General features: G+C 70.2%; 14 protein-coding genes. 2 read left to right on the forward strand and 12 right to left on the reverse strand.

The window, feature by feature from the left end; translation table 11 throughout:
- The 3 genes from EFK10_RS28410 to EFK10_RS28420 form a co-directional block, all read right to left on the reverse strand.
- A partial coding sequence (locus tag EFK10_RS28410) for a GMC family oxidoreductase N-terminal domain-containing protein (protein WP_164836178.1) occupies window positions 1-1,471 on the reverse strand: 1,471 nt, incomplete at its 3' end.
- A 13-nt stretch (window positions 1,472-1,484) separates the two neighbouring features.
- Window positions 1,485-3,080: a succinic semialdehyde dehydrogenase gene (locus tag EFK10_RS28415; protein ID WP_127358515.1), complete on the reverse strand. Its 1,596-nt coding sequence runs from the start codon at window positions 3,078-3,080 to the stop codon at window positions 1,485-1,487.
- A gap of 149 nt (window positions 3,081-3,229) precedes the next feature.
- Window positions 3,230-4,399, reverse strand: a complete 1,170-nt coding sequence (locus tag EFK10_RS28420) for an RNA-guided endonuclease InsQ/TnpB family protein (RefSeq protein ID WP_127358516.1) — start codon at window positions 4,397-4,399, stop codon at window positions 3,230-3,232.
- Window positions 4,400-4,424: 25 nt separating this feature from the next.
- Between EFK10_RS28420 and tnpA the strand changes: the two genes are divergently transcribed.
- A complete protein-coding gene (gene tnpA / locus EFK10_RS28425) occupies window positions 4,425-4,841 on the forward strand; it encodes an IS200/IS605 family transposase (RefSeq protein WP_127358517.1) in 417 nt (138 codons plus the stop codon).
- 386 nt (window positions 4,842-5,227) lie between these two features.
- On the opposite strand, the gene EFK10_RS28430 is transcribed toward tnpA, so the two are convergent.
- The 5 genes from EFK10_RS28430 to EFK10_RS28450 all read right to left on the reverse strand — a co-directional run bounded on the left by EFK10_RS28430 (window position 5,228) and on the right by EFK10_RS28450 (window position 14,290).
- The gene (locus EFK10_RS28430; RefSeq protein WP_127358518.1) at window positions 5,228-6,832 is read right to left on the reverse strand and encodes a serine/threonine-protein kinase; all 1,605 of its coding nucleotides are present in this window, start codon (window positions 6,830-6,832) and stop codon (window positions 5,228-5,230) included.
- A 33-nt stretch (window positions 6,833-6,865) separates the two neighbouring features.
- Window positions 6,866-8,728, reverse strand: coding sequence for a serine/threonine protein kinase (locus tag EFK10_RS28435; RefSeq protein ID WP_127358519.1), 1,863 nt, complete (start codon window positions 8,726-8,728; stop codon window positions 6,866-6,868).
- 81 nt (window positions 8,729-8,809) lie between these two features.
- Window positions 8,810-10,609, reverse strand: coding sequence for a serine/threonine-protein kinase (locus tag EFK10_RS28440; RefSeq protein WP_127358520.1), 1,800 nt, complete (start codon window positions 10,607-10,609; stop codon window positions 8,810-8,812).
- A 134-nt stretch (window positions 10,610-10,743) separates the two neighbouring features.
- Window positions 10,744-12,417: a serine/threonine-protein kinase gene (locus EFK10_RS28445; protein WP_127358521.1), complete on the reverse strand. Its 1,674-nt coding sequence runs from the start codon at window positions 12,415-12,417 to the stop codon at window positions 10,744-10,746.
- A 166-nt stretch (window positions 12,418-12,583) separates the two neighbouring features.
- Entirely contained in the window at window positions 12,584-14,290 is a 1,707-nt protein-coding gene (locus tag EFK10_RS28450; protein ID WP_127358522.1) for a glycerol-3-phosphate dehydrogenase/oxidase, read from the reverse strand.
- 195 nt (window positions 14,291-14,485) lie between these two features.
- On the opposite strand from EFK10_RS28450, the gene EFK10_RS28455 reads away from it, so the two are divergent.
- Window positions 14,486-15,745 carry a nucleotide sugar dehydrogenase gene (locus EFK10_RS28455; protein WP_127358523.1) on the forward strand — a complete coding sequence of 420 codons (1,260 nt, stop codon included), beginning with the start codon at window positions 14,486-14,488 and terminating at the stop codon, window positions 15,743-15,745.
- 100 nt (window positions 15,746-15,845) lie between these two features.
- Here the strand turns inward: EFK10_RS28455 and EFK10_RS28460 are convergent, their stop codons facing one another.
- From EFK10_RS28460 to EFK10_RS28475, 4 genes are all read right to left on the reverse strand, one after another.
- Entirely contained in the window at window positions 15,846-20,243 is a 4,398-nt protein-coding gene (locus EFK10_RS28460; protein ID WP_240677522.1) for an Ig-like domain-containing protein, read from the reverse strand.
- 90 nt (window positions 20,244-20,333) lie between these two features.
- Window positions 20,334-20,888, reverse strand: coding sequence for a GtrA family protein (locus EFK10_RS28465; RefSeq protein WP_127358524.1), 555 nt, complete (start codon window positions 20,886-20,888; stop codon window positions 20,334-20,336).
- 140 nt (window positions 20,889-21,028) lie between these two features.
- Entirely contained in the window at window positions 21,029-21,745 is a 717-nt protein-coding gene (locus tag EFK10_RS28470) for a polyprenol monophosphomannose synthase (RefSeq protein ID WP_127358549.1), read from the reverse strand.
- 62 nt (window positions 21,746-21,807) lie between these two features.
- Window positions 21,808-23,142 carry a UDP-glucose dehydrogenase family protein gene (locus EFK10_RS28475; RefSeq protein ID WP_127358525.1) on the reverse strand — a complete coding sequence of 445 codons (1,335 nt, stop codon included), beginning with the start codon at window positions 23,140-23,142 and terminating at the stop codon, window positions 21,808-21,810.
- Between the last annotated feature and the right edge of the window lie 9 nt (window positions 23,143-23,151).

Raw genomic sequence — 23,151 nt, forward strand, 5'->3', positions numbered from 1 at the left:
CATCGCCGATCGGGCAGCCGCCGAGGAAGTGCGCGGTGAGCGGGGTGCCCATCAACTCACCGACATTGCTGCCCGCGAAGCCGTTGATCTCCTCGGCGAGGAGGCGGGCGGCCTCGGCGCCCTCGGGGATGAAGGCGGGGTTGGGCGCGCCGTGGCCCTGGCGGGCGGTGAGCAGGCCCTTCCCGAGGCCCTTCTCCTTGCGGTAGGTGGTCAGGGAGTTGTCCAGGGACTGCATGACCAGGCCGATGATCGAGCGCTCGGACCAGCGGTAGTTGGACATCGAGCGCATCGTCAGCACCGGATGGCGGGCGGAGTTGACCAGGAAGGCCAGGCCGCGCGGCAGGCGTCCGCCGTGCGGGACCTGGAGGATGGCCAGGCCGCCCATCGCGTTGGAGCCCTTGCCGTAGCGGACGGGCTCGATGTGGGTGTTGTCGTTGGGGTGGATCGAGGACGTGATGGCCACGCCCTTGGTGAAGTCCGCCCGCTTCTGCCCGGTGCGCTTGCGGTAGCGGCGGTCGATGGTCTGCGCACCGACCAGTGCCTCGGAGTTCGTACGCGTCAGTTCGCCGAGGCGGGCCGAGATGCCGGGGAGGCGGCCCGCGTCGCGCATGGCGTGCAGCAGAGTCTGTGTGCCGTAGGTCCCGGCGGCGACGACGACGTACTGGGCGCGCAGGACGTGCGGCCTGGCCTTCTTCTTACGGTCGGTGGGGACGGTCGCGACGTCGTAGCCGCCCTCCGGATTCTCCGAGAGGCCGGTGACGGTCGTCATGGGGTGGATGACCGCGCCGGCCTTCTCGGCGAGGTGGAGATAGTTCTCGTTCAGCGTGTTCTTCGCCCCGTGCCGGCAGCCCGTCATGCACTCCCCGCACTCGGTGCAGGCCTTGCGGGACGGCCCCGCGCCGCCGAAGTACGGGTCCGGGACCTCGCCACCGGGGGCGGCCTTCGCGTCCCCCTCGGCGTCCTTCCCGTCACCGAAGAAGACGCCGACCGGTGCGAGGTGGAAGGAATCGCCGACGCCCATCTTCTCGGCGGTGGCTTTGAGGTGGACGTCGGAGGGGGTCATGGTCGGGTTGAGCCGGACGCCCAGCATCCGCTGCGCCTGGTCGTAGTAGGGCTTCAACTCCTCCTGCCAGTCGGTGATGTGGCCCCACTGTCGGTCCTCGAAGAAGGCCTTGGGCGGTACGTAGAGGGTGTTGGCGTAGTTGAGCGAGCCGCCGCCGACGCCCGCGCCGGCCAGGATCATCACGTTGTTGAGCAGGTGGATGCGCTGGATGCCGTACAGGCCAAGGGCCGGTGCCCAGAGGTAGTTGCGGATGTCCCAGGAGTTCTTGGGGAGGGTCTCGCGGGTGAAGCGACGGCCCGCCTCCAGGACGCCGACCTTGTAGCCCTTCTCGGTCAGGCGCAGAGCGCTCACGGCTCCGCCGAACCCGGATCCGATCACGATCACGTCAAAGTCGTACTCGTGTGACACCGGCTTGTTCCTTTCAGCGGAGGCGCAGGGCCTTCATCACGCGGAGACTGCGGCTCATGAAGGCCGCGTACTGCTCGTCGGTCATGCCCAGCGAGGGCGCCATCGGCAGCAGCCGCTGGGTGGCGACGGTCTGGGCCTCGGTGTACTTGAGGATGCCCTCGGAACCGTTGCGGCGGCCGATGCCGGACTCGCCCATGCCGCCCAACGGGGCCTGGACGCTGCCGTAGGCGGAGGCGTAGCCCTCGTTGACGTTGACGGTGCCGGAGTGCAGGCGGGCGGCGACCTGGGCGCCGCGCCGGGTGTCCTTAGTCCAGACGGCTGCGTTGAGGCCGTACGGGGTCGCGTTGGCGCGCTCGACCGCTTCGTCCTCGTCGGTGAAGCGGTAGATGGAAACGACCGGGCCGAAGGTCTCCTCGGCGCAGACGGCCATCGGGGACTCGACGCCGTCAAGGATGGTCGGCTCGTAGAAGTACGGGCCGACGTCCGGGCGGGGGCGGCCGCCGGCGAGCACCGTGGCGCCCTTGTCCACCGCCTCGTCGACATGGCGGGTGACGGTCTCCAGCTGCCGGGTGCCGGCCAGCGAGCCCATTCCGGCGCCGTACGCGAGGCCGGTGCCGAGCTTGAGGGCCTTGGTGCGGGCGACGAAGCGCTCCAGGAAGGCTTCGGCGACCGATTCGTGGACGTACATCCGCTCCATGGACTCGCACAGCTGCCCGGCGGAGGCGAAGCAGGCCCGTACGGCGCCTTCGGCGGCCTTGTCGAGGTCGGCGTCCTTGAGGACGAGCATGGCGTTCTTGCCGCCGAGCTCGAGGGAGAAACCGACGAGTCGGTCGGCGGCCCGCTTCGCCACGTCGCGGCCGGTGCGGCTGGAGCCGGTGAAGGAGACGTAGTCCGCGTGCTCGACGACGGCAGGGCCGACGACCGGGCCCTCGCCGATCACGATCTGCCAGACGTCCTCCGGCAGCCCGGCCTCGATGAGCTGTTCCCGGGCCCACAGCAGCGTCAGGGCGGTCTGGGTGTCCGGCTTCATGACGACCGCGTTGCCCGCGGCGAAGGCGGGTAGCGCGTCGCCCGCGCCCAGCGCGAAGGGGTAGTTCCACGGCACGATGAAGCCGACCGTGCCCTTGGGCTGGCGCAACTCGGCGACCTTCGTCAGGACCGGGATGGCGCCGGTGTGGCGGCGCCGACGGAGGTAGGCGGGGGCCTTGCGGCCGTAGTGGCGGGCGGTGACGGCGACCAGTTGCACCTCTTCGTGCGCGTGCATCCTGGTCTTGCCGGTCTCCAGCTGGATCAGGTCCAGGATTTCCGCCTGCCGGGCGAGGAGCAGGTCGTGGAAGCGCAGCAGCACGGCGGCCCGCTGCCGCGCGGGCGTCGCCGCCCACGCCTTCCGGGCCTCCCTGGCCCTCTCGTACGCGGCGGCCACGTCCTGCGGCGTCGACTCCGGCAGGTCCGCCAGCTTCTCCCCGGTCAGCGGGCTCTGGTTCGCCGTCCGGCCGCTGCCCGGGATCCCACGCGTGAGCCGCGCTACCAGCTCCGGGGTCACCACATCGGCCGCGGTCCGCGTGCCCGCTGGGGCTACCGGGTTACCGCCAGTAGTTGTGTCCGTCATAGCGCGAGGTTACGGCTGACAGCCGCCTTCTGCATACCCACCGTTGACGTCCTCCCCCTCGTGAACGAACGAGGGGGATTTGCTCCCTGGCGTCCGCCGTGGCGGCTCGCCTTGAGATGGGTTCCTGTTTCATCGGGGCTTGCCTTCCGCTAGGCGGCAGGGCTTACGGCCCCTCCGCAGGCGTTTACGGTCTCCGCCCGTCCGGCGGCGACCTTGTGTCCTTCGGTCCTGATGTTGAGTGCGGCGTTGATGTCGCGGTCATGGACCGTCCCGCAGTTGGCGCATGTCCACTCGCGTACTGCCAGGGGCTTGTGGCCGTCCTTGAAGCCGCATGCTGAGCAGAGTTGCGAGGAGGGGAAGAACCGGTCCACCTTCGCGAAGGTGCGCCCGTACCGGGCTGCCTTGTACTCCAGCATGCTCACGAACGCGGACCATCCGGCGTCGTGCACGGACTTGGCGAGGCGGGTGCGGGCGAGTCCCTTCACGCACAAGTCCTCCACGCTGATCGCTTGGTTCTCGCGGATCAGCTGGGTGGAGAGCTGGTGGTGGAACTCGCGGCGCGCGTCGGCGACCCGCGCGTGTGCGCGGGCGACCTTGAGGCGGGCCTTGGCCCGGTTCGCGGAGCCCTTCTGCTTGCGGGAGAGGGCCTGCTGTGTGCGCTTGAGCTTCTTCTCGGCCCGGCGCAGAAACCGGGGCGAGCTGATCTTCCGGCCATCGGACATGACCGCGAAGTGGGTGAGGCCGAGATCGATGCCTATCTCGCCCGCCATGTCCGGCAATGCCTCGTCGGGGCCGGTCTCCACGACGAACGACGCGAAGTACCGCCCCGCACTGTCCTTGACCACCGTCACCGTGGACGGCCGCGAGGGCAGGGCACGCGACCACTTCACCGACACATCGCCGATCTTCGGCAGGGACAGCTTCCCGCCCGGCGTGATCTTCCAGCGGGCATTCGCGGTGAACCGGACCGACTGCCGCGTGTCCCGCTTGGACATGAAACGGGGCGCGCCCATGCGCGGGCGCCTGCCCTTCAGGCCGTCGAAGAAGTTCCGATACGCGGTGTCCAGGTCCCGGAGGGACTGCTGGAGCACGACGGACGACACCTCGCCCAGCCATGCCCGCTCCGGGGTGTTCTTCGCCTCGGTGATCAGGGTCTTGGACAGGTCCCCGGTCTTCGGGAACGGCAGCCCCTCGGAGCGGGCGGTCTCCCGCGCCCTGAGGGCGTCGTTGTAGACCACCCGCGCACACCCGAACGCCCTCGCCAACGACGAACGCTGACCGGCGCTCGGGTAGAGGCGGAAGCTGTACCGAAGCTGCACGCCGACCATGATACACAGTTGGTTTATGGGTATCGATGAGAACGTTCGTACAGGTCGTCACTGTGACTTCCGCCTTCACGTCCACTTGGTTTTCGTGACGAAGTACCGGCACTCCGTCTTCGCCGACCGGCACCTGACGCGGTGCGAGGAGATCATGCGCAGCGTGTGCGAGGACTTCGAGGCCGAGCTGGTCGAGTTCAACGGCGAGGCCAACCACGTCCACCTGCTCGTGAACTTCCCCCCGAAGGTCGCCGTCTCCAAGCTGGTGAACTCCCTCAAGGGCGTCAGCTCGCGCAGGCTCCGCCAGGAGTTCCCCGACCTCGTCCGCCACTACTGGCGGGCACAACGCCTATGGTCCGGCTCCTACTTCGCCGGATCCGTCGGCGGCGCCCCGCTCAGCATCGTCAAGCAGTACATCGAGCAGCAGAACCAGCCGCTCTGACACGGGCTGAGGCCAACAGTGCGGATCTGCGCCCACAGCTGAGGACAGAGCAGTCTTGAGATTCGCTTCACCACCGGGCTGAAGATATCCAGGGAAGACTCGCCGCATCGCGGCTCGCACGCAGGTCGGGGTGCTGATGACATCGCACCAACGAACGACCGCCTTCGTGCGTGCGGCCTGCTGGCCTGCGGCTTTCTCGTTGATGAGGGTTGCTCACCGAATGGCATCTACGAGGCCGACGCCCCTCGTTGTTGACGTTGATGAGGCCCGTTGCCGTCCCGGTGATAACTGAAGCCCGGTGCACTGCGAATAGACCCGGTAGCCGGTTTTCACCTCACGAGCACAATCGTGCCAGTGCGCACTGGCATGCTGCGCGTTGCCGCATCTCAGTTCTGGTTCTGGTCCGGCTGGAAGGTGTCGCGGGCGGAGTCGAAGTACTCCCGCCCCAGTTCCGCCTTCGCGACCGGCGACGACACCCACACGTCGTACTGCCGGCCGCCCTCGGTCCAGCACAGGTCGTACGTGCGGCGGGCGCCGCCGCCGTCCCCGAAGCCGTCCCAGGTGAACTCCCACAACGCGGCCGGATTGCCCGCCCGGGTGGTCTCGGTGACGAATCCGTCGCGATACCCCTTGAACGTGCCGGGGCCGTCCACGTGCTGGGCCTTCATGACGGCGAGCGGGCCGCCGTGACCCGGGGCGGCCGTGCGGATGCCGATGCGGAATACCTCGCCCGGCGAGAAGTAGAAGACCCGCGGCGGCTGGTAGGACCGCGTGAAGCCGTCGGGCACCGCGAGCGAGAAACCCTTGGTGTCGACGACGAGCCGATAGCCCGCCGGGACGGGCTTCGCGGTGGAACCGGCAGTCGCCGTGGCCGGGCTCCGGCTGGGGCTTGGGCTTGGGTTGGTGGTCTTCGCCGTCGCACCGGCGGCGCGGCCCGGGGCCGTCGCGGCCAGGGCGGGGCTGTTGCCCGCGTTGTGGTGCTGTACGAGCGCCACGGCGCCGAGAGCACCCACCACGAGGATGCTCAGCGCGGCGAGGATCAGCGGCGTACGGCGACGCGGCTTCGTGGGCACGGCAGGCGCGGTCGGCGGGGGTTTCGTTGGCGCGGGTATGTCGTTCGGCAGGGTCGACACGTTCGACGGGTCCGCGTAGCCGCGCAGCCGTTCCTCCGCCTCCGGTGCGCTCATCCGGCGCTCCGGGTCGCGCTCCAACAGGGCGGTCACCACGGGCAGCAGAGGTCCCAACTCCACGGGCGGCCGGATCTCGTCGAACACGACCGCGTGCAGGACCCCGCCCAGGGAGTCGCGGCGGAACGGCGACTGGCCCCGTACGGCCGCGCACAGCAGCACCCCCAGCGACCACATGTCGGACGCCGGGCCCGCCGATTGCCCCGACATCCGTTCCGGCGCGGTGTACTCGGGCGAGCCGACGAAGGCGCCCGCCTCGGTCAGGGTCGTACTGCCCAGCACGCGGGCGATGCCGAAGTCGGTGAGTACGACCCGGCCGGTGCCGTTCTCGATCAGGACGTTGGCGGGCTTGATGTCCCGGTGCAGCACGCCGTGCGCGTGGGCGGCATGCAGCGCGCCGGTGACCGCGGCCCCGATCCTGGCGGCCTCGCGCGGCGGGACGGGACCGTCCTTCGCCAGGATCTCGGCGAGCGAACGGCCGTCGACCAGCTCCATGACGATCCACGGGCTGCCGTCCTGCTCCACGACGTCGTGCAGCACGATCACATGCGGATGCTTGATCCGTGCCGCCGTCCGCGCCTCGCGCAGCGCGCGCTCCCTGCGCCCCCGCCGCTCGTCGTCCGGCATGCCGTCGTCCAGGAGCAGTTCCTTCACGGCGACCTGACGGCCCAGCAGTTCGTCCTCAGCCCGCCATACGGTGCCCATCCCGCCACGGCCGAGCCGACCCGTGATGCGGTAGCGGCCGACGATCACCCCGGGTGGGGAAGGGTCCGGAAAGGCCGCGTATCCCCCGTCGCTTGCCATGCGCCCATCATGCCGTAAGGCCGGGCCCGGGGCTCAGGACGAAGTGCTGTACGTCTCGGCGGCCTTGTCGAAGTAGCGCTTGAGCTCGGCGGTGTGGGCGGTGGGGCCGACGAAGAGGACGACGTGGTAGCCGCTGCCGCGGAGCATGACGAGGTTGGTGGCGTAGACCTCGCGGTTGGAGGAGTCGCGGTAGGTGTACTCGCCTTCGGCGGCGGAGACGCCGTTGAGGTCGAGGCTGCGGGCGCCGAAGGCGGAGGACCAGGCGGAGGAGCGGAAGGCGTCGAGTTCGGCTTCGCCGTCGGACTGGTAGGCGAGGGGGTCGCTGCCGAAGTCGGCGACGGAGTCGCGGCCGGGGACGACGATGAGCTCCATGTCGCCGCCGGTGTAGCGGACCTGGCCCTTGGAGTTCTTGCCCTGCCGCTGCCAGCCGGTGGGGACGGCGACGGTGAAGCCGGCCGAGTCGGTGCGGAGCTTGAAGTCGCTGCCGAGATCGCTCGCCGTCACGGTCGTGGACGGGACTGAGGGCGTGGCCGACGGTGAGGGTGAGTGGGAGGGCGCCTTGCTGGTGGCCGGGGCCGTCGACGGCTTCGGTTTGCCGTCGGAGACCTGCGCGGGCACCGTCTGCGAGGTGTCGGCGGAGCCGTTCGTACTGCCGTTGCGCGGCATGAAGAGCACGGCATACGCCACGGTCGCCACGAGCAGCAGGACGACGGCCAGGAGCAGCGTGAGGCCGAGGCTGCGCGGTGCCCGGGACCGTTTCTTGGCCTTGGCGCGCTTGTGGCGGCCGTGCGAGGGGTGGAGCGGCACCGGGTCGGCGGCTTGCCTGCGCTTGCGAACGAGCTCGCCGCGGCGCCGTACGATCGGCAGCTTGTGCGGGTCGTCCGCAGGGACGCGCACGGTCTGCAGCCCGAGGTCGGGTTCGGGCGCGGATCGGACCAGGGACCGCAGCCAGCCGCGCAGCTCCTCGACGTCGGGGCGCTCGGAGGGGTCCTGGCGGAGCAGGGACTCGACGATGGGCCGCAGGGCCCCGCATTCCTCGGCGTAGGCGGGCGGTTCGGCGCAGACGAGCTGGACGAGCTCGGCGGTGCTCTCCTCGGGGAAGGGCGGGTGGCCCTGGACGCTGCGGAAGAGTAGGGAGCCGAGCGCCCAGAGGTCGACGGTGGGACCGACCGGCGGGGCCAGTTGCCAGTTCTCGTGCACCGGCGTGGCCTGCTCGGGCGCCCAGCGCTCGGTGACCGGCCCGACGAGGTGCATCCGGGCCTGCCGGGCGCGCTCCAGCTCCAGCGCGGAGTCGGGCCCTTCCCAGCTCCCGCTGCCCCCGGACCCGCCCGCCAGGGCCCGTACCGGCACCGGGTTGTAGCCGGCCAGCGCCTCCTGCGCGGCCCCGGCGGCGAGCCCGGAGAGCATGGCGCGGCCGTCGTCGCAGACCAGCACGGTGCCGGCGGTGACATTGCGGTGGGTCCAGCCGTGGGCGTGCAGCGCGAGCAGCGCGGTGAGTACGTCGGAGGCGATCTCGGCGGCGCGGTAGGGGCTGAGCCGCTTGTCGGCGAGGAGCGCGGCGAGCGGACGGGCGGGGACCAGCTCACTGACGATCCAGAGGCTGCCACCGTCGGTGAATATGTCGAAGACCTGCACCAGGCGTGGGTGATCGGGTATTGCCCCTGCCGCACGCGCCGCTTCGAGCGCCCGGCTCGCGCTGTCGCTGCCCGGCCCCGGGTCGTCACCACCGTCGCCCGGTTCGGCGCTCACCACCTCCGGCAGGAGGATCTGCCGTACGAGCACTTCCTGTCCGCTGTACGTGTCGAAGGCGCGCGTCTCGACCAGCTCGTACTCATCGGCGGGCGGCCGGGGCAGGCGGTAGCGCTCGGCGAGCACACGTCCCGCGTAGTCGTCCACGACGCCTCCCCAAAGCGTCAGATCCGGTCCTCAACCGGAGCTTTCTGTCCGCAAGGACTCACGATACGTGCTGGTGCTGTGTCAGCTTGCCGGTTTGAACGTCTTGAAGAAGGTCTGCAACGTCGCCTTGGAGGTGGCACCGTCCCAGTCCGCGTCGCGGGCGGTGTACATGATTCCGTAACCGAGCTTGCTGTTGACCACCGTGCCCCGGTCGACGGTGTGGAAACGGGTGCCGCCATCGGTGTACGTGAACTCCCAGTCGGCGGTGTCCCAGCCCCGGTAGGTGACGGCCCTTATGTGCACCCGCTGGTAGTTGGCGCGGATCATGCTCTTCTCGAGGTTCTTCCAGTCGGCGACCGGGTCGTCCTTCGGAGCGGTCGTCCAACCAACCAGCAGCTTCTGGCCGTTGGGGCCGGTGAAGCGGGCTCCGGCGGTGTCGGTCTTGGAGTACGTCCAGCCCTTGGGCAGGCCGATGGAGAAGCCCTGGGCGGCCCTGTACGTCGTCGTGTCGACGGTGCCGCTGTTCGATGCGGAGGCGGTGACGGAAGCAGCGTCGGTTGCGGAACCGGTCCCGGACGGGCTTCGGGACGACTTGGTCCGGTCCTGCTCGGCGCCGGTCGAGCCACTCGAACTCGGGCTGACCGACTGGCTGTTCTTCGAGTCCGTCGGCTTCTTCGAGCCGTCGTTGTTGTCGCCGTTGTGGGCGGCGGTGTAGAAGCCGATGACCGTGCCCAGTATGGCCAGCGCGATCCCGGTCGCCACGATGATCAGCACCCGCTTGCGCCGCCCGTCCTCCCCGGCGGGGACCGGCGCGGCCGTGGTGGGCTCCGCCACCGGCGACGCGGGGGCCGACTTCACCTTCCGGACGCTGCTCAGCGCTCGGCGCAGCCGGGCCTGGTCGGCGGCGGCCTTGCGGGTGGCGGGCGGGGCGTCGGTGGGGGTGGGCTGCGGGTCGGCGGGAAGCGGCATGGTGCGGGTGGCGTCGGAGGCCGGGGCGACGGGGGCGTCCGGGGCGTTGACGACCTCGGTCAACAGGGGGCGTACGGATTCGTCGTCGAGCCGCTGGTCCGGGTTCTTGATGAGCAGGCCGTGGATGGCATCGGCCAGCGGACCTGCGTTGGCCGGGGTCTTAAGCGGCTCGGTCATGACGGCGGTGAGGGTGGCGATGGCCGAGCCCTTGTCGTACGGCGGACGGCCCTCGACGCAGGCGTACAGCAGCGCCCCCAGCGACCAGAGGTCGGCGGGCGGGCCGGGCTTCTGGCCACGGGCACGCTCGGGCGAGATGTACGAGGGAGCGCCGACGAGCATGCCGGTGGAGGTGACGGAGGGGTCGCCGTCGATCTGGGCGATGCCGAAGTCGCTGAGCACGGCGCGGCCGTCGTCGGCGATGAGGACGTTGGACGGCTTGACGTCGCGGTGGAGGATGCCCTCCTTGTGGGCCGCCCTGAGGACATCGAGGACGGTCAGGCCCACCTCGGCGGCGCGCTTGGGGGTGAGGGGACCGTCCTCGCGTATCGCGTCGGACAGCGAGCGGCCCTCGACCAGCTCCATCACGATCCAGGGCCGGTCGTCCTCCTCGACGACGTCGAAGACGGTGACGGCACCGGTGTTGCGGATCCGGGCGGTCGCCTTGGCCTCGCGGAGAGTGCGGGTGACGAGGCGTCGCTTGTCGTCCTCGTCGATGTTGTGCGGGAAGCGCAGCTCCTTCACCGCGACGGTGCGGCCGAGGGTCTCGTCCAGCCCCCGCCACACCGTGCCCATGCCGCCCTTGCCGAGGACCTCACCGAGCCGGTACCGGCCGGCGAGCAGACGTCCATCGGTGCGGTCGGTGTCGCCGGTACCGCCGCCGGTGCCGCCGCCCGTGCCTTGCGCCTGGCCCATGAAATCCCTCTGCAGTCACTGAAGATGGTGCGACCGGCAAGGGGCTCAGCCGCTACCTGGCCCCCGCTGTTCTCGATGAGGCACCATCATCCCTGACTCCAACGCGCGATCTTGCGCACCCCCTGCCCGGCGCGTTACCCGGCGAGCCGGAATCCGGCGACGGCGTTGTCGAAGACCGGTTTGTATGTGGTCCATTGCTCGTCCGGCGCCGAGAGGTAGATCGCGTACTCGGTGCCACCCTCCTGGCCGAAGCTCAGATCGATGGCGTGCCACGCGCGGGCCTTGCCCTGGAAGGTGAACTCCCAGACGGCGGCGGGCTGTGCGCGCCAGAGGGTGCTGTTCATCCGCAGCCGCTTGTAGGTGGCGCCGACTTGTCCTGCGGTCTCGGGCTCGAGTTCCTTCCAGTGCTGGAGGGGGCTGGAGCCGGCGAAGTCGAGGTTGCTGACCTTGAGGTCGACCTTTTTGGTGGGGTCGATGAAGTCGATGTCGTGGCCGTTGGCGTTGACCTGGCGGGTCCAGCCGTCGGGGACGGGGACGGAGTAGCCACGGTCGGTCTCGTCGGAGAGCGCGTAGCCCTCCGGAACGGGTGCGGCGGCGGCCTTCGACGCGGGGGGCGACGGCGTGGGGGGCGACGGCGTGGGATGGGGATGCCTCGTCGGCCGGATGTTGCTCTGCACGGACGGGCCGCTCCCGGCGGTGTGGGTGCGGGTCGCCAGATACGTCCCGCCTCCCGCGACCGCCAGGACGACGGCCGCCGCGGTGAGCCAGACCGCGGTGCGGCGGCGCTTGGGCTTCGCCCCGGGTCCGGACCTGCGCAGCGGGGTGGTGAACTCCGTCGAGGCGGGCGCCCGGGGCGGTACGGCTCCCGCGGCCGCCAGGTCGCGCCGGTCCGCCAGGTCGCGCCGGTCCGCCAGGTCGCGCCGGTCCACCAGGTCACGCCGGTCCACCCGGGCCGTCTCCGGCTCCGCCGCCGGGCCCCGCATCAGCCGCTCCGCCGCCTCCGCGGACAGCCGCTCCTGCGGATCCCGCGCCATCAGCCCGGCGATCACCGGCGCCAACGGCCCGGCGTTGGGGGCCTCGGGCACCTCGTCCGTCGCGATCGCGTACGCCGTCTCGATCGCGGTGTCCCGGCGGAACGGCGACTTTCCCTCCACCGCCTGGTACAGCGTCGCGCCCAGCGCCCACAGGTCCGCCTCAGGGCCGGGGGCGCGGCCGGTCAGGCGTTCGGGGGCGAGGAAGTCGATCGAGCCGATCAGTTCACCCGTCCGGGTGAGTGTGGACGTGCCGGACGCCTGTGCGATACCGAAGTCGGTGAGCACGACACGGCCTCCCCCGGACTCCGTCCGGGAGGTGCCCCCGGCCCCGAGCAGTACGTTTCCGGGCTTGACGTCCCGGTGCAGGACGCCTGCGGCGTGCGCGGCTCGCAGGGCGGCGATCATCCCGCGCCCGATGCGGGCGGCCTCTGCGGGGGCGACCGGGCCGTTCTTCTTGATCAGCTCCGCGAGGGTCGTCGACGGCACGTACTCCATGACGATCGTCGGCAGGCCCTCGTCCTCCAGGACATCGTGCACCACGATCACATTCGGGTGGCTGATCCGCGCCGCCGCCCGGGCCTCCCGTCGCGTCCGCTCGAACAGCGTCGCCAGCTCATCCTCATGCAGGTGCGCCTGCGGCGGATGCAGCCTCTTCACCGCCACCTCGCGGCCCAGCAGCTCGTCCTCCGCCCGCCACACCGTGCCCATCCCGCCGCGGCCTATCCGCTCCACGAGCCGGTACCTCCCGGCCACCAGCCGTCCCTCGTCCGCCACGGTCCGCCCCTTTCCCTCGTGCCGCAAACGATATCCGGCCACCGCTTGGGCCCTTCAGCCCGTCCGGCGTTTGAGGACCTGGGGGTAACCCCTCTGAGGGAGGGTCAGGGGCTCCGCCCCCTGGTCTCAGGAAGGGGCGGGGTGGGGGAGGATCCGCCCCGGCTGGTCAGAGGGGGACGATGTCGGGGGCGCCCAGGCGGGCGGCGTCGGCGGTGAGGTCGTCGGGTTGGCGCTGGGATTCGCGTTCGGCTTCGACCCGCTTCTCGTAGTGCTCGACCTCCTTCTCGATGTGCTCCTTGTCCCAGCCGAGGACGGGCGCCATGAGCTCCGCCGCCTCCCGCGCACTGCGCGTGCCCCGGTCGAAGGTCTCGATCGAGATGCGGGTCCGCCGCGTGAGGACGTCGTCCAGGTGCCGGGCACCTTCGTGGCTCGCGCCGTAGACGATCTCGGCCCGCAGATAGTCGTCGGCGGCGGCGAGCGGCTCGCCGAGCGACGCATCGGCGCGGATGAGCTGGAGGATCTCGTCGGTGAGGGCGCCGTAGCGGTTGAGGAGGTGCTCGATGCGGACCACGTGGAGGCCGGCGTCGGCGGCGAGGTGGGCGCGGGCGTTCCAGAGGGCGTGGTAGCCCTCGGCTCCGACGAGGGGGACCTCCTCGGTGACGCAGTCGGCGACGCGGTGGGCGAGGCCGTGGACGGCCTCGTCGACGGCGTCCTTGGCCATGACGCGGTACGTGGTGTATTTGCCGCCGGCGACAACCACGAGCCCCGGCACCGGATGCGCGACCGTGTGTTCACGGGAGAGCTTGCTGGTGGCTTCGCTCTCGCCCGCCAGCAGGGGCCGCAGGCCGGCGTAGACGCCTTCTACGTCGTCCCGGGTCAGCGGGACGGCCAGCACCGAGTTGACGTGCTCGAGCAGGTAGTCGATGTCGGCGCTGGATGCCGCCGGGTGGGCCTTGTCGAGGTCCCAGTCGGTGTCCGTGGTGCCGATGATCCAGTGCCGGCCCCAGGGGATGACGAACAGGACGCTCTTCTCCGTACGGAGGATGAGGCCGCTGGTGGAGTGGATGCGGTCCCTGGGGACGACCAGGTGGATGCCCTTGGAGGCCCGCACATGGAACTGGCCGCGCTCGCCGATGAGGGCCTGGGTGTCGTCGGTCCAGACGCCGGTTGCGTTGACGATCTGCTTGGCATGGACCTCGTACTCCCCGCCGCCCTCTACATCCCGCACCCGCGCGCCGACGACCCGCTCGCCCTCCCGCAGGAAGCCGACGACCCGGGCCCGGTTCGCGGCCAGAGCGCCGTACGCCGCCGCCGTCTTGACCAGCGTGGCGACGTACCGGGCGTCGTCCACCTGGGCGTCGTAGTACTGCAGGGCGCCGACCAGGGCGTCCTTCTTCAGGCTGGGCGCGATCCGCAGCGCGTGCCGACGCGAGAGGTGCCGGTGGTGCGGGAGGCCGCGGCCGTGCCCGGAGGAGATGGCCATGGCGTCGTAGAGGGCGACGCCGGAGCCCGTGTAGAGCCGCTCCCAGCCGCGGTGCTGCAAGGGATACAGAAAAGGCACCGGCTTCACCAGATGCGGGGCGAGCCGCTGCGTGAGCAGGCCGCGTTCCTTGAGCGCCTCGCGTACGAGGCCGAAGTCGAGCATCTCCAGGTAGCGCAGGCCGCCGTGGATGAGCTTGCTGGAACGGCTGGAGGTACCGGAGGCCCAGTCGCGGGCCTCGACGATTCCGGTGGACAGGCCTCGGGTCGCCGCGTCCAGCGCGGTGCCGGCACCGACGACGCCGCCGCCCACGACGAGGATGTCGAGTTCCTTCTCCGCCATTCCCGCGAGCGCGGCGGTCCGCTCCGCCGGTCCGAGTGTCGCCGTACGCATTCGTTGCCTCCCGTGGTGGGGGTCCCCGTCCATCCAGGGTCACCCGTCAGCGGTCGGACGGCCAGCCTTGCCTGTCCGGCATATCGCTATATCGGCGCGGCGAGCAGTCATATCACCTATCTGTCTGGTTAGCCTGTTTTGGAGCCATTCGGCTCGCGTACGAACGTACGGGAACGTACGGAGAGGGACCGCCCCATGCCCGCAGACCTCGCTGTCATCGGACTCGGCCACACCGGACTCCCCCTCGCGCAGGCGGCCACCGCCGCCGGGCTCGCCGTGATCGGCCACGACACCGACGAGCGCACCGTCGCCGCCGTCAACGCCGGCCGCGTCCCCTCCGGCGCCCTGCCCGCCGCCGACGTACGCCGCATGCTGGCCGGCGGCTTCCGCGCCACCGCCGACCCGGTGGCGCTGGGCCGGGTCCGTACCGCCGTGATCTGCGCGCCGGCGCCGCTGGGCGAGGACGGCGTGCTGGACCTGTCGGCGGTCGGGGCCGCCGCCCGTACGCTCGCCGCGCAGCTGCGCCCGCACACCACCGTCGTCCTGGAGTCGGCGGTCTACCCAGGCACCACGGAGGAATTCCTGCAGCCGATCCTGGAGGAGGGCTCCGGACTGCGGGCGGGCCGCGACTTCCACCTCGCCTACTCCCCCGGCCGCGCCGACCCCGGCAACCGGGACTTCACCCTCGCCAACACCCCCAAGGTGATCGGCGGCCTCACCTCCACCTGCACCGAGGCCGCCGCCGCCTTCTACGGCCGCTTCACCGAGCGCGTCGTACGGGCCCGCGGACTGCGCGAGGCCGAGACCGTCAAGCTCCTGGAGTCCAACTTCCGGCACGTCAACATCGCGCTCGCCAATGAGATGGCCGTCTTCTGCCACGACGTCGGCGTCGACATCTGGGACGTCATCCGCTGCGCCGAGACCAAGCCCTTCGGCTTCCACGCCTTCCGCCCCGGCCCCGGCGTCGGCGGCCACGGGGTGCCGCTCGACCCCAACTACCTCTCCTACCAGGGCCGCGTCCTCGGCCACCCGCTGCGCATGGTCGAGCTGGCCCAGGAGGTCAACACCCGCATGCCCCGCTACGTCGTCCAGCGCGCCGCCGCCCTGCTCAACGAACACGGCAAGTCCCTGCGCGGCGCCCGCGTCCTGCTGCTCGGCGTCACCTACAAAGCCGACCTCGCGGACCAGCAGGGCGCTCCGGCCCGCGAGATCGCCACCCGGCTCATCGAGCTGGGCGCCCAGATCGGCTACCACGACCCCTACGCCCCCGAGTGGCGCGTCCTGGACCGCCCGGTGCCGCGCGCCGACTCACTGTGGGAGGCGGCGGCCGACGCCGATCTGACGGTGCTGCTGCAGCATCACCGTACGTACGATCTCCAGGGCCTGGCGGTGAAGGCCCAGCTGCTGCTGGACACCCGCGGCGCGACGCCCGTGGGCGCGGCGGCGCGGCTGTAGGTGTGTTGTCCGGGGACGTTGGTGCCGGGCCCCGCAGACGCGGGGCGGGCGGGACACCTGTCGGCGCCCCGCCCGCTTGCGTTCCGTTCCCGGACCCGGCTCAGCCGGTCCAGTAACCGAGCACCACGCCGAACACCGCGACGCTCTTCGACCCGTTGTTACGCAGGTCGATCCTGCCGTTCGAGGTCAGCGGAACCACGGCCAGGTTCGTGGTAAGACGGCCGCCGACGTTCCAGTACACGCTGGCCGGGGAGGGCTGGCTCGATCCGTCCGTCCATGCGGTCAGCGAGCCGCCACCGCTGCTGGACACGGTCCCCAGCTCGACCAGCACCGCCGTCGCTCCCTTGGGGACGACGCCCTTGCCCGCCACCTGCAGCTTCAGGACGCCGTGACTGGCCAGGGGTGACGTGCCACTGCGCCCGATCCCGGAGCGGGTGTCCAGGACGGTGGACGAAGCCGTGGCGACGAATGACTTGCCCGTCGTGGTGGCGTAGTAGCCCACCGCGCTGGCCAGCACATTCACGCTGCCGCTGCCCGAGTTGTAGAAGTCGACCCGCCCGGTACTGCCGATGGGAACCGTCACCAGGTTCGACATCCGGTCCCCGTGCGCGTCCCAGGTGAGCACCGACGACCCGGGACGAGTCGCTCCATGCGCCCAGACTGTGAGGCCGCCCTTGGTGCCCGGGCTCCCGATCGCGAGATTGAGCACCACCGAGGTGGCGTTGGTCGGCACCCCGGCCTTGCCGCGCACCAGCACGCTGACTGTCTTCTTGGCCCCGAGCGCGGCCTTCGTGGACTGACCCACGCCCTGAGCGGTGTTCAGCACATAAGCCGGGCGGACCGACTTGAGCAGCTTCCCGGTCTTCGGCGCGTAGTAGCCCAGCACGTCCACATACGTGGGCGCGCTCTTGGAGCTGCTGTTGTAGACGTCCAGCGCGCCCTTGCTGAGCCGCACCACAGCGGAGTGCACCACGGACTGGGTCGAGGTGTTCCAGTAGACGGTCCCGTACTTGGGCACAGCCGAGCCGTGCGGCTCGACCATCACGCTGCCCTTGCTCGCCTTGGTCCCGTTGACCCCGACATCGACCAGCACCGAGGTGGCATTGGCCGGGATCTTGTTGTGGCCGGCCAGCGTGACGCTGACCTTGCCGTGCGCCGCGATCGAGCGCGTCGCAAGGACCCGTGCCGGCCCGACCGGCGTGTAACCGGTCCAGGTCGGGGTCGGCGTCGGGGTCGGCGTCGGGGTCGGGGTCGGCGTCGGGGTCGGGGTCGGCGTCGGCGTCGGGGTGACCGGCGGCGAGGGGTCGGAGGTCGCTACGCCGCTGATGACCAGGCCGCTCACCGTATGCGCGTCACCACCCCCGCCCGTCGCCGCGGAGAAGGCCACCAGCGCGTTGGTCGTCAACGTGGGTGTGGCGTCCAGTTCCTGCGTCCCGTCGACCCAGACATAGACATGGCCGCCGGCCACCTGGACATCCACCTGGTGCGTGCCCTGGCGCAGGGAGGTGCTGAGTTTGGCCACCGACTGGTAGTCGATCGTCGACGAGCCGGAAGTGCTGTAGCCGACACCGACGAAGTTCTGCATCTGAAGTGTGCTGTTATAGCCGGTGTTGAGGGCGACCACCACGCCCGGCTGCCCCGCGATACCTAGGCTGCCCCCCTGCGCCAGCGCCGAGGCAGAGTTCTGTGCCGGGTCCAGCAGCGAAAGGGTCAAGCCGTTGCCGCTGGCCCCGGGACCGAACTGCGCGGTGAAGGTCGCCCGCAAGCCGTCGGTGCTGAGCGGCTTGGTGTAGACCGCCGTGCCCGCCCGGTAACTGGCGGCCGGGGTCAGCTGGATGCTGCCGTCGTCAGCCAGCACCGTCGTGCCGTTGGCCTGCCACAGCCCGTCCTTCGCGGAGGTAGTCGTCGCCGTGCCGGTGCCGGTTCCCGTAATAGGCACGTACATGGCGCCCTGGGCGCTGCCGTCCGCGTTGACCCCGGTGCCACTGACCTCGTAGAAAGCGCTCGAATCCACAGCCGAACGCGGAGTGAACGTCACGCTCTGCACGGCGGTCTGGTCCGGACCGATGGTCAAGCCCTCGGACAGCTGCACCGGGCTGTTGAAGTCACCCGTCGGCGCCTTGGCCTTGGTTACCGTCACGGGGATGTTGCCGGTGTTCGTGATGGTGAACGAGAGCGACTTCGAGCTGCCAATCGGGACCGAGCCGAAGTCCAGCGAGCTCGTGGAGAACGCCAGGTGCCCTTGGCCGGTGATGGCCGTGCCGCTGACCAGCACGTTCAGGGTGTGCGAGCCGCCTCCGCTGCTGCTGGTGATCACCAGTGAGTTGCTGTCTGCCTGGCTGCCGACCGGCGTATACGTAACCGAGGCCACGAACGAACCACCAACGGGCACGACCGTGCCCGCAGCCGGCAGCCCGGAGGCGACGAATGAACCGGAGGGCGGGGTGATGGAGTCGATTGTCTCCGCTTGAGTACCGGTGTTGGTGATCTGCAGGTTCAGCGTCGAGGTGGTGCCGGTGGACACTTCCCCGAAGTCCAGGGCGCCCGGCGCTGCCCCAAGACCGGGTTTGGTGCCCACGCCGTGGAGCGCGAACACCAGTTTCTGACCGTCCGAGAGATTCGCTGTCAGCGTCCCGTTGATGCCGCCGGTGGTCGTGGGAGTGAAGCTGATCGGTACATCCAGTGTGGCGTCCGTCGCCAGCGCCGTGGGCTGCCCGGCCGTGGGCATGGCGGACGCGGGCGTGGTGACCGAGAACGCGCCGGAGGCCGTGAGCCCGGTGATGCTGACGTCCTGCGTGGCCGTCAAAGTCATGCTGGCCGAGCCGCTGCTGCCGACGCCGACCTGGCCGAAGTCGAGGGATGCCGCGGTCAGGGCGGTCCTGGCCGGGCTGCCGAAGCCGTACAGCACGCCGTCCCGGGTGCCCACGTAGACCTTGCCGCCGCTAGCGGTCGGAGTGCTGAACTTGGTCGCGGTGCCGATCGGCGCGGACCACTGCAGTGGCAGCAGGCCGTTGCCGTCGGGAACGGGACTGTAGGCGCGCAGGGCGCCGTTGACCCCGGAGGAGCCACTCGCGGAGACCATCCACACCAGGGCACTGGACTCGTCCATGCCGTTGGATGTGACGAGGGGCGAGCCGCTGGTATAGCCGAAAGTGTCCTGGCTCTGGCCGGTGAGCGTGAGCGCGGGAGTGCCGCCGCTGCTCACGCCGTACTTCAGCGCGCGCAGCGGACCGTAGTTGCCGACGATATAGACATAGCCGCCGGCGCCGCCCCAGAACGCGGGGTGGCCCCATAGCCCCTGGTAGGGACCGGACACGTTCACCGCGGCGTCGCCGCCCGAGGCTCCCTGGCCCATGCCGCCCAGGTTGTCGCGGTCGAGGAGGAACACCCGGCCATCCTTGCCCTGCTGGACCAACAGGTGCGGGTGCGCGCTGGTGCCGAAGCCGTCGGGCAACGCCATCGGAGCGCCTGAGGAGATGTCCTGGTCGTTCACGTCCAGGGTGGCGGCGTTGCTCGGGCTGAAGAAGTCGGCCGTGCTCAGGCTCTTGTCCGCATTGACCTGTAGGCGGACCACGGACTCGGCCAGGGTGCCCTGCACGGCCTTGCCGGAGCCAGGAGCCGGGCTAATGCCGTTTCCGGTACTGAAGAAGATCCGGCCCGAACCGTCGGAGACCAGGCCGCCGCCCGCCTGCCAGATGCCGGCGCCGCTGACACTGGCACCTGTCTCGGTGGCCCACATCGAATTGATGCTGTGCTCGGTGGTGCTCACGCCGACTACGTAGCCGCGGTACGGCCACGCGTCGCAGTGACCGCCAAAGCCCGCGTAGACGACGCCGTCCATCAGCAGCAGGCCGGGGCGCTGCTGCTCGTAGTAGGCATCGAAACTGAGGCTCGGGTCATTACTTGGGCTGCCACTGATGGTGACCGGCCACCCGGGGAGCTCGGTCCCGGAGGTCGGGTCCACCGCGTGCATCAGCCACTGCGGGTGGCGGTGCGTGGACGTGCCGTCGTCGACCTTGGTGGTGAAGTAGAGGGCGTTGGTGGCGGAGTCGTAGACGGGGGTCGCGGTCGCCCCCACATTGGGCGTCAGGTCACCGCAGCCGATCGCCGAGGCAGGCCACGCGGATCCGTAGTTCTTGCTCCAATCGATCGCACCAGTGGTGCGGTTGAGGAGGTACACGGTGTTGCTCTCGGTGACCGCGATCACCTCGTCACCCACCACCAGCGGCTGGGCGTATATCTGCCCGTCGAGCTTGGTGGCGAAGAGCTGGCCAAAGGCGGAGGACTGGACGACCGCCGGGGAGAGCCCGGATTCGTTCTGGTCCCAGTTGGTGCGCAGGTTGTCCACGCCCTGGGTGCTCGCGTCGGCCTGGGCCAACGATCCCACCAGAGCGATCATCGTCCCGATCAGGGCCGCACTGGCCACGGCGGAGATGGCGGACAGCCGCGTACGCCTCCGGCGTTGCCCGTCGCGATGGCGGCCGAGACGTGAAGGCATGAAAAACCTGGCCAAGCCGGACCTCCCGAGATTCGGGCCCGGAAGGGTCACAGGCCGGCACAAGTCACGAAGTCGAAGGAGTTGTTCGTATCATCCGCTGACTTGTTCGCGCATCACTCGAACAGCCTTCGTTCCACGATCGTCATCTGACGGTGGGGGGTGCGGAGGGCGGACTTCGCGCCCCGCGGCTTCCGCGGTTCGGTCCGGGTGGCCGCCGGAGTCCGTGAAAACCCACGTACGGTAAGACCAGAAACGGAACAGTGTCGCGATACCGATGCCGACGAACTTGCACACGTTGTTGGCAAATGTGCTGTCCCAGCCGAATCCGTAGGTGGCCGCGTAGAGCACTGAGTTCTCGATCACCAGGCCGACCGCGCTGAAGAAGAGGAAAAGACCCATCTCCCGCTTGCCGTCATCCCGGCCGCGGTCCCGGTACGCGAAATGGCGCAGGCCGAGATAATTGCCCATGATGGCGCAGACCGTCGCCAGCACACTTGCCCTGACCGTCTGCCAGTGGGCAACGTTTCTCATCAGGTTGAAGACCGCGAGATTGACCACGAATCCCGAGAGCCCCACCACACCGAACTTCGCGATTTCGCTATACACATTTCCCAGCCGCGAAGGAAGGGCGTGCCGTCCGCTCATGGTGAAGTCACGTTCCTTTTCTCGGCGGCCTCAGGGCTCAGGGATCCATTCGTCGCGCCGCCGTCCCTGCCACCGGCCGGACGGGGTGCAGGTTCCACCTGGCCGTCTCGGGCCGGGTGGGGACGGCTTGCGGAAGGCGGTCAGCCGCGGCGGTTGCGCAGCCGCAGCCTCAGTGGCACCAGCGCCGACTCCATCTGCGTCGCAAGGGTCATCTTCGACACGCCTTCGGTGCGCTCCTCGAAACGGATCGGGATCTCCACCCCGTTGTGACCCTTGCGCGCCGCCAGGAACTTCAGCTCCACCTGGAAGCTGTAGCCGGCACTGTCCAGCGTCCTGAGGTCCACGTCGAGCAACGTGCTCGCCCGCCAGAGGTTGAAGCCGGCGGTGATGTCACGGATCTTGGTGTCCAGGACGGCACGCGCGTAGCGGTTGGCGAAGCGCGAGAGCAACTGCCGGTGCTTCCCCCATTCCTCGTCCAGGGACCCCCCGTCCACGTACCTGCTGCCCACGACGAAACCCGCCCCCGTGGCCAGCGCGGTTCCCAGCATCTGCGGGATGACATGGGCCGGGTGGCTGCCGTCGGCGTCCATCTGGACCACGAATTCGGCGCCTTCGTCGAGCGCGGCGGACATGCCCGCCGCGTAGGCGCGACCAAGGCCGTCCTTGGCGGTGCGGTGCAGGACGCTCATGCGGTTGCGGCCGCCGGTGTTGGCCTTCTCGGCGAGCTCCTCGGCGATGCGGCCGGTGCCGTCGGGGCTGTTGTCGTCGACGATCTTCAGGTGCAGGCCCGGGAGCGGGAGGGCGAGCACGATCTCGGCGATGCGCGGCAGATTGGCCGCTTCGTTGTAGGTCGGCATGACGACCGTGACCGGTACGTCCCCCCAGGGCGCGTAGATCCGCGCCGCCGTGTCCGGTGTGTTCACTGTCTCTCCTCGGTTCGAGGGGCCGGCGTATGCGGGCGGCCCAGTGCGTGGAAGGACCAGCCGGCGGCCGTCCAGCGCTTCTCGTCGAGGGCCCCCCGGCCGTCGACGATCCGCTGCCGGGCGGTGCTGTGGGCCAGCTCCGCCGGGTCCAGGTCCCGGAATTCCTGCCATTCGGTCAGGTGCAGTACGACATCGGCCCCGTGCACCGCGTCCTTCGCGGATGCCGCGTACCCGAGCACCGGGTACGCCTTGCGGGCGTTGTCCATGGCTTTGGGGTCGTACACCGCGACCTCGGCGCCCTCCAGATGGATGCGGGCGGCCACATCGAGGGCCGGCGAGTCCCGGATGTCGTCGGAGTCGGGCTTGAAGGCCGCGCCGAGCACCGCCACCCGCAGTCCGGCCAGCGATCCGCCGCACAGCTCCCGCGCCAGGTCGACGACCCGGTCCCGGCGCCGCAGGTTGATCGCGTCGACCTCGCGCAGGAAGGCCAACGACTCGCCGGCGCCCAGTTCCTCCGCCCGGGCGGCGAAGGCGCGGATGTCCTTGGGGAGGCAGCCCCCGCCGAAGCCGACCCCGGCCCGCAGGAAGCGGGCGCCGATGCGGTCGTCGTGGCCGATGGCGCGGGCCAGTACGGAGACGTCGCCGCCGGAGGCCTCGCAGACCTCCGCCATTGCGTTGATGAAGGAGATCTTGGTGGCCAGGAAGGCATTGGCGGCGGTCTTCACCAGCTCGGCGGTCGGGAAGTCCGCCGTCACCACCGGAGTCCCGGCCTCGATCACGGCCGCGTACACCTCGCGCAGAAGCGTTTCTGCAGACGCGCTCTCCAGCCCCAGCACCAGCCGGTCCGGGCTCAGCGTGTCCCGCACCGCGAACCCCTCCCGCAGAAACTCCGGGTTCCACGCCAGCTCCGCCCCCGCCGGCAGCCGCCCCGCCAGCCGCTGGGCCGTCCCCACCGGAACCGTCGACTTGCCGACCACCAGCGCGCCCTCGCCCAGATGCGCGGCGAGCGCCTCGACCGCCCCGTCCACGTAACTCATGTCCGCGGCACCGGAGTCGGTGTCCTTGCGCTGCGGCGTGCCGACGCACACGAAGTGCACCCGGCCGAAGGCCGCCGCCTCCTCGTACGAGGTGGTGAACCGCAGCCGCCCGGAAGCGGTGTGCCGGGCCAGCAGTTCCTCGAGCCCCGGCTCATGGAAGGGCACCCGCCCGGCGCCGAGCGCGGCGACCTTGTCGGGGTCGACGTCGACGCCGAGCACCTCGTGCCCGAGCTCCGCCATGCAGGCGGCGTGGGTGGCACCGAGGTAGCCGGTGCCGATGACTGTGAGCCGCATGGTGGCGGC

This window comes from Streptomyces soli (genome assembly GCF_003999195.1).
Taxonomy (GTDB): Bacteria; Actinomycetota; Actinomycetes; order Streptomycetales; family Streptomycetaceae; genus Actinacidiphila; species Actinacidiphila soli.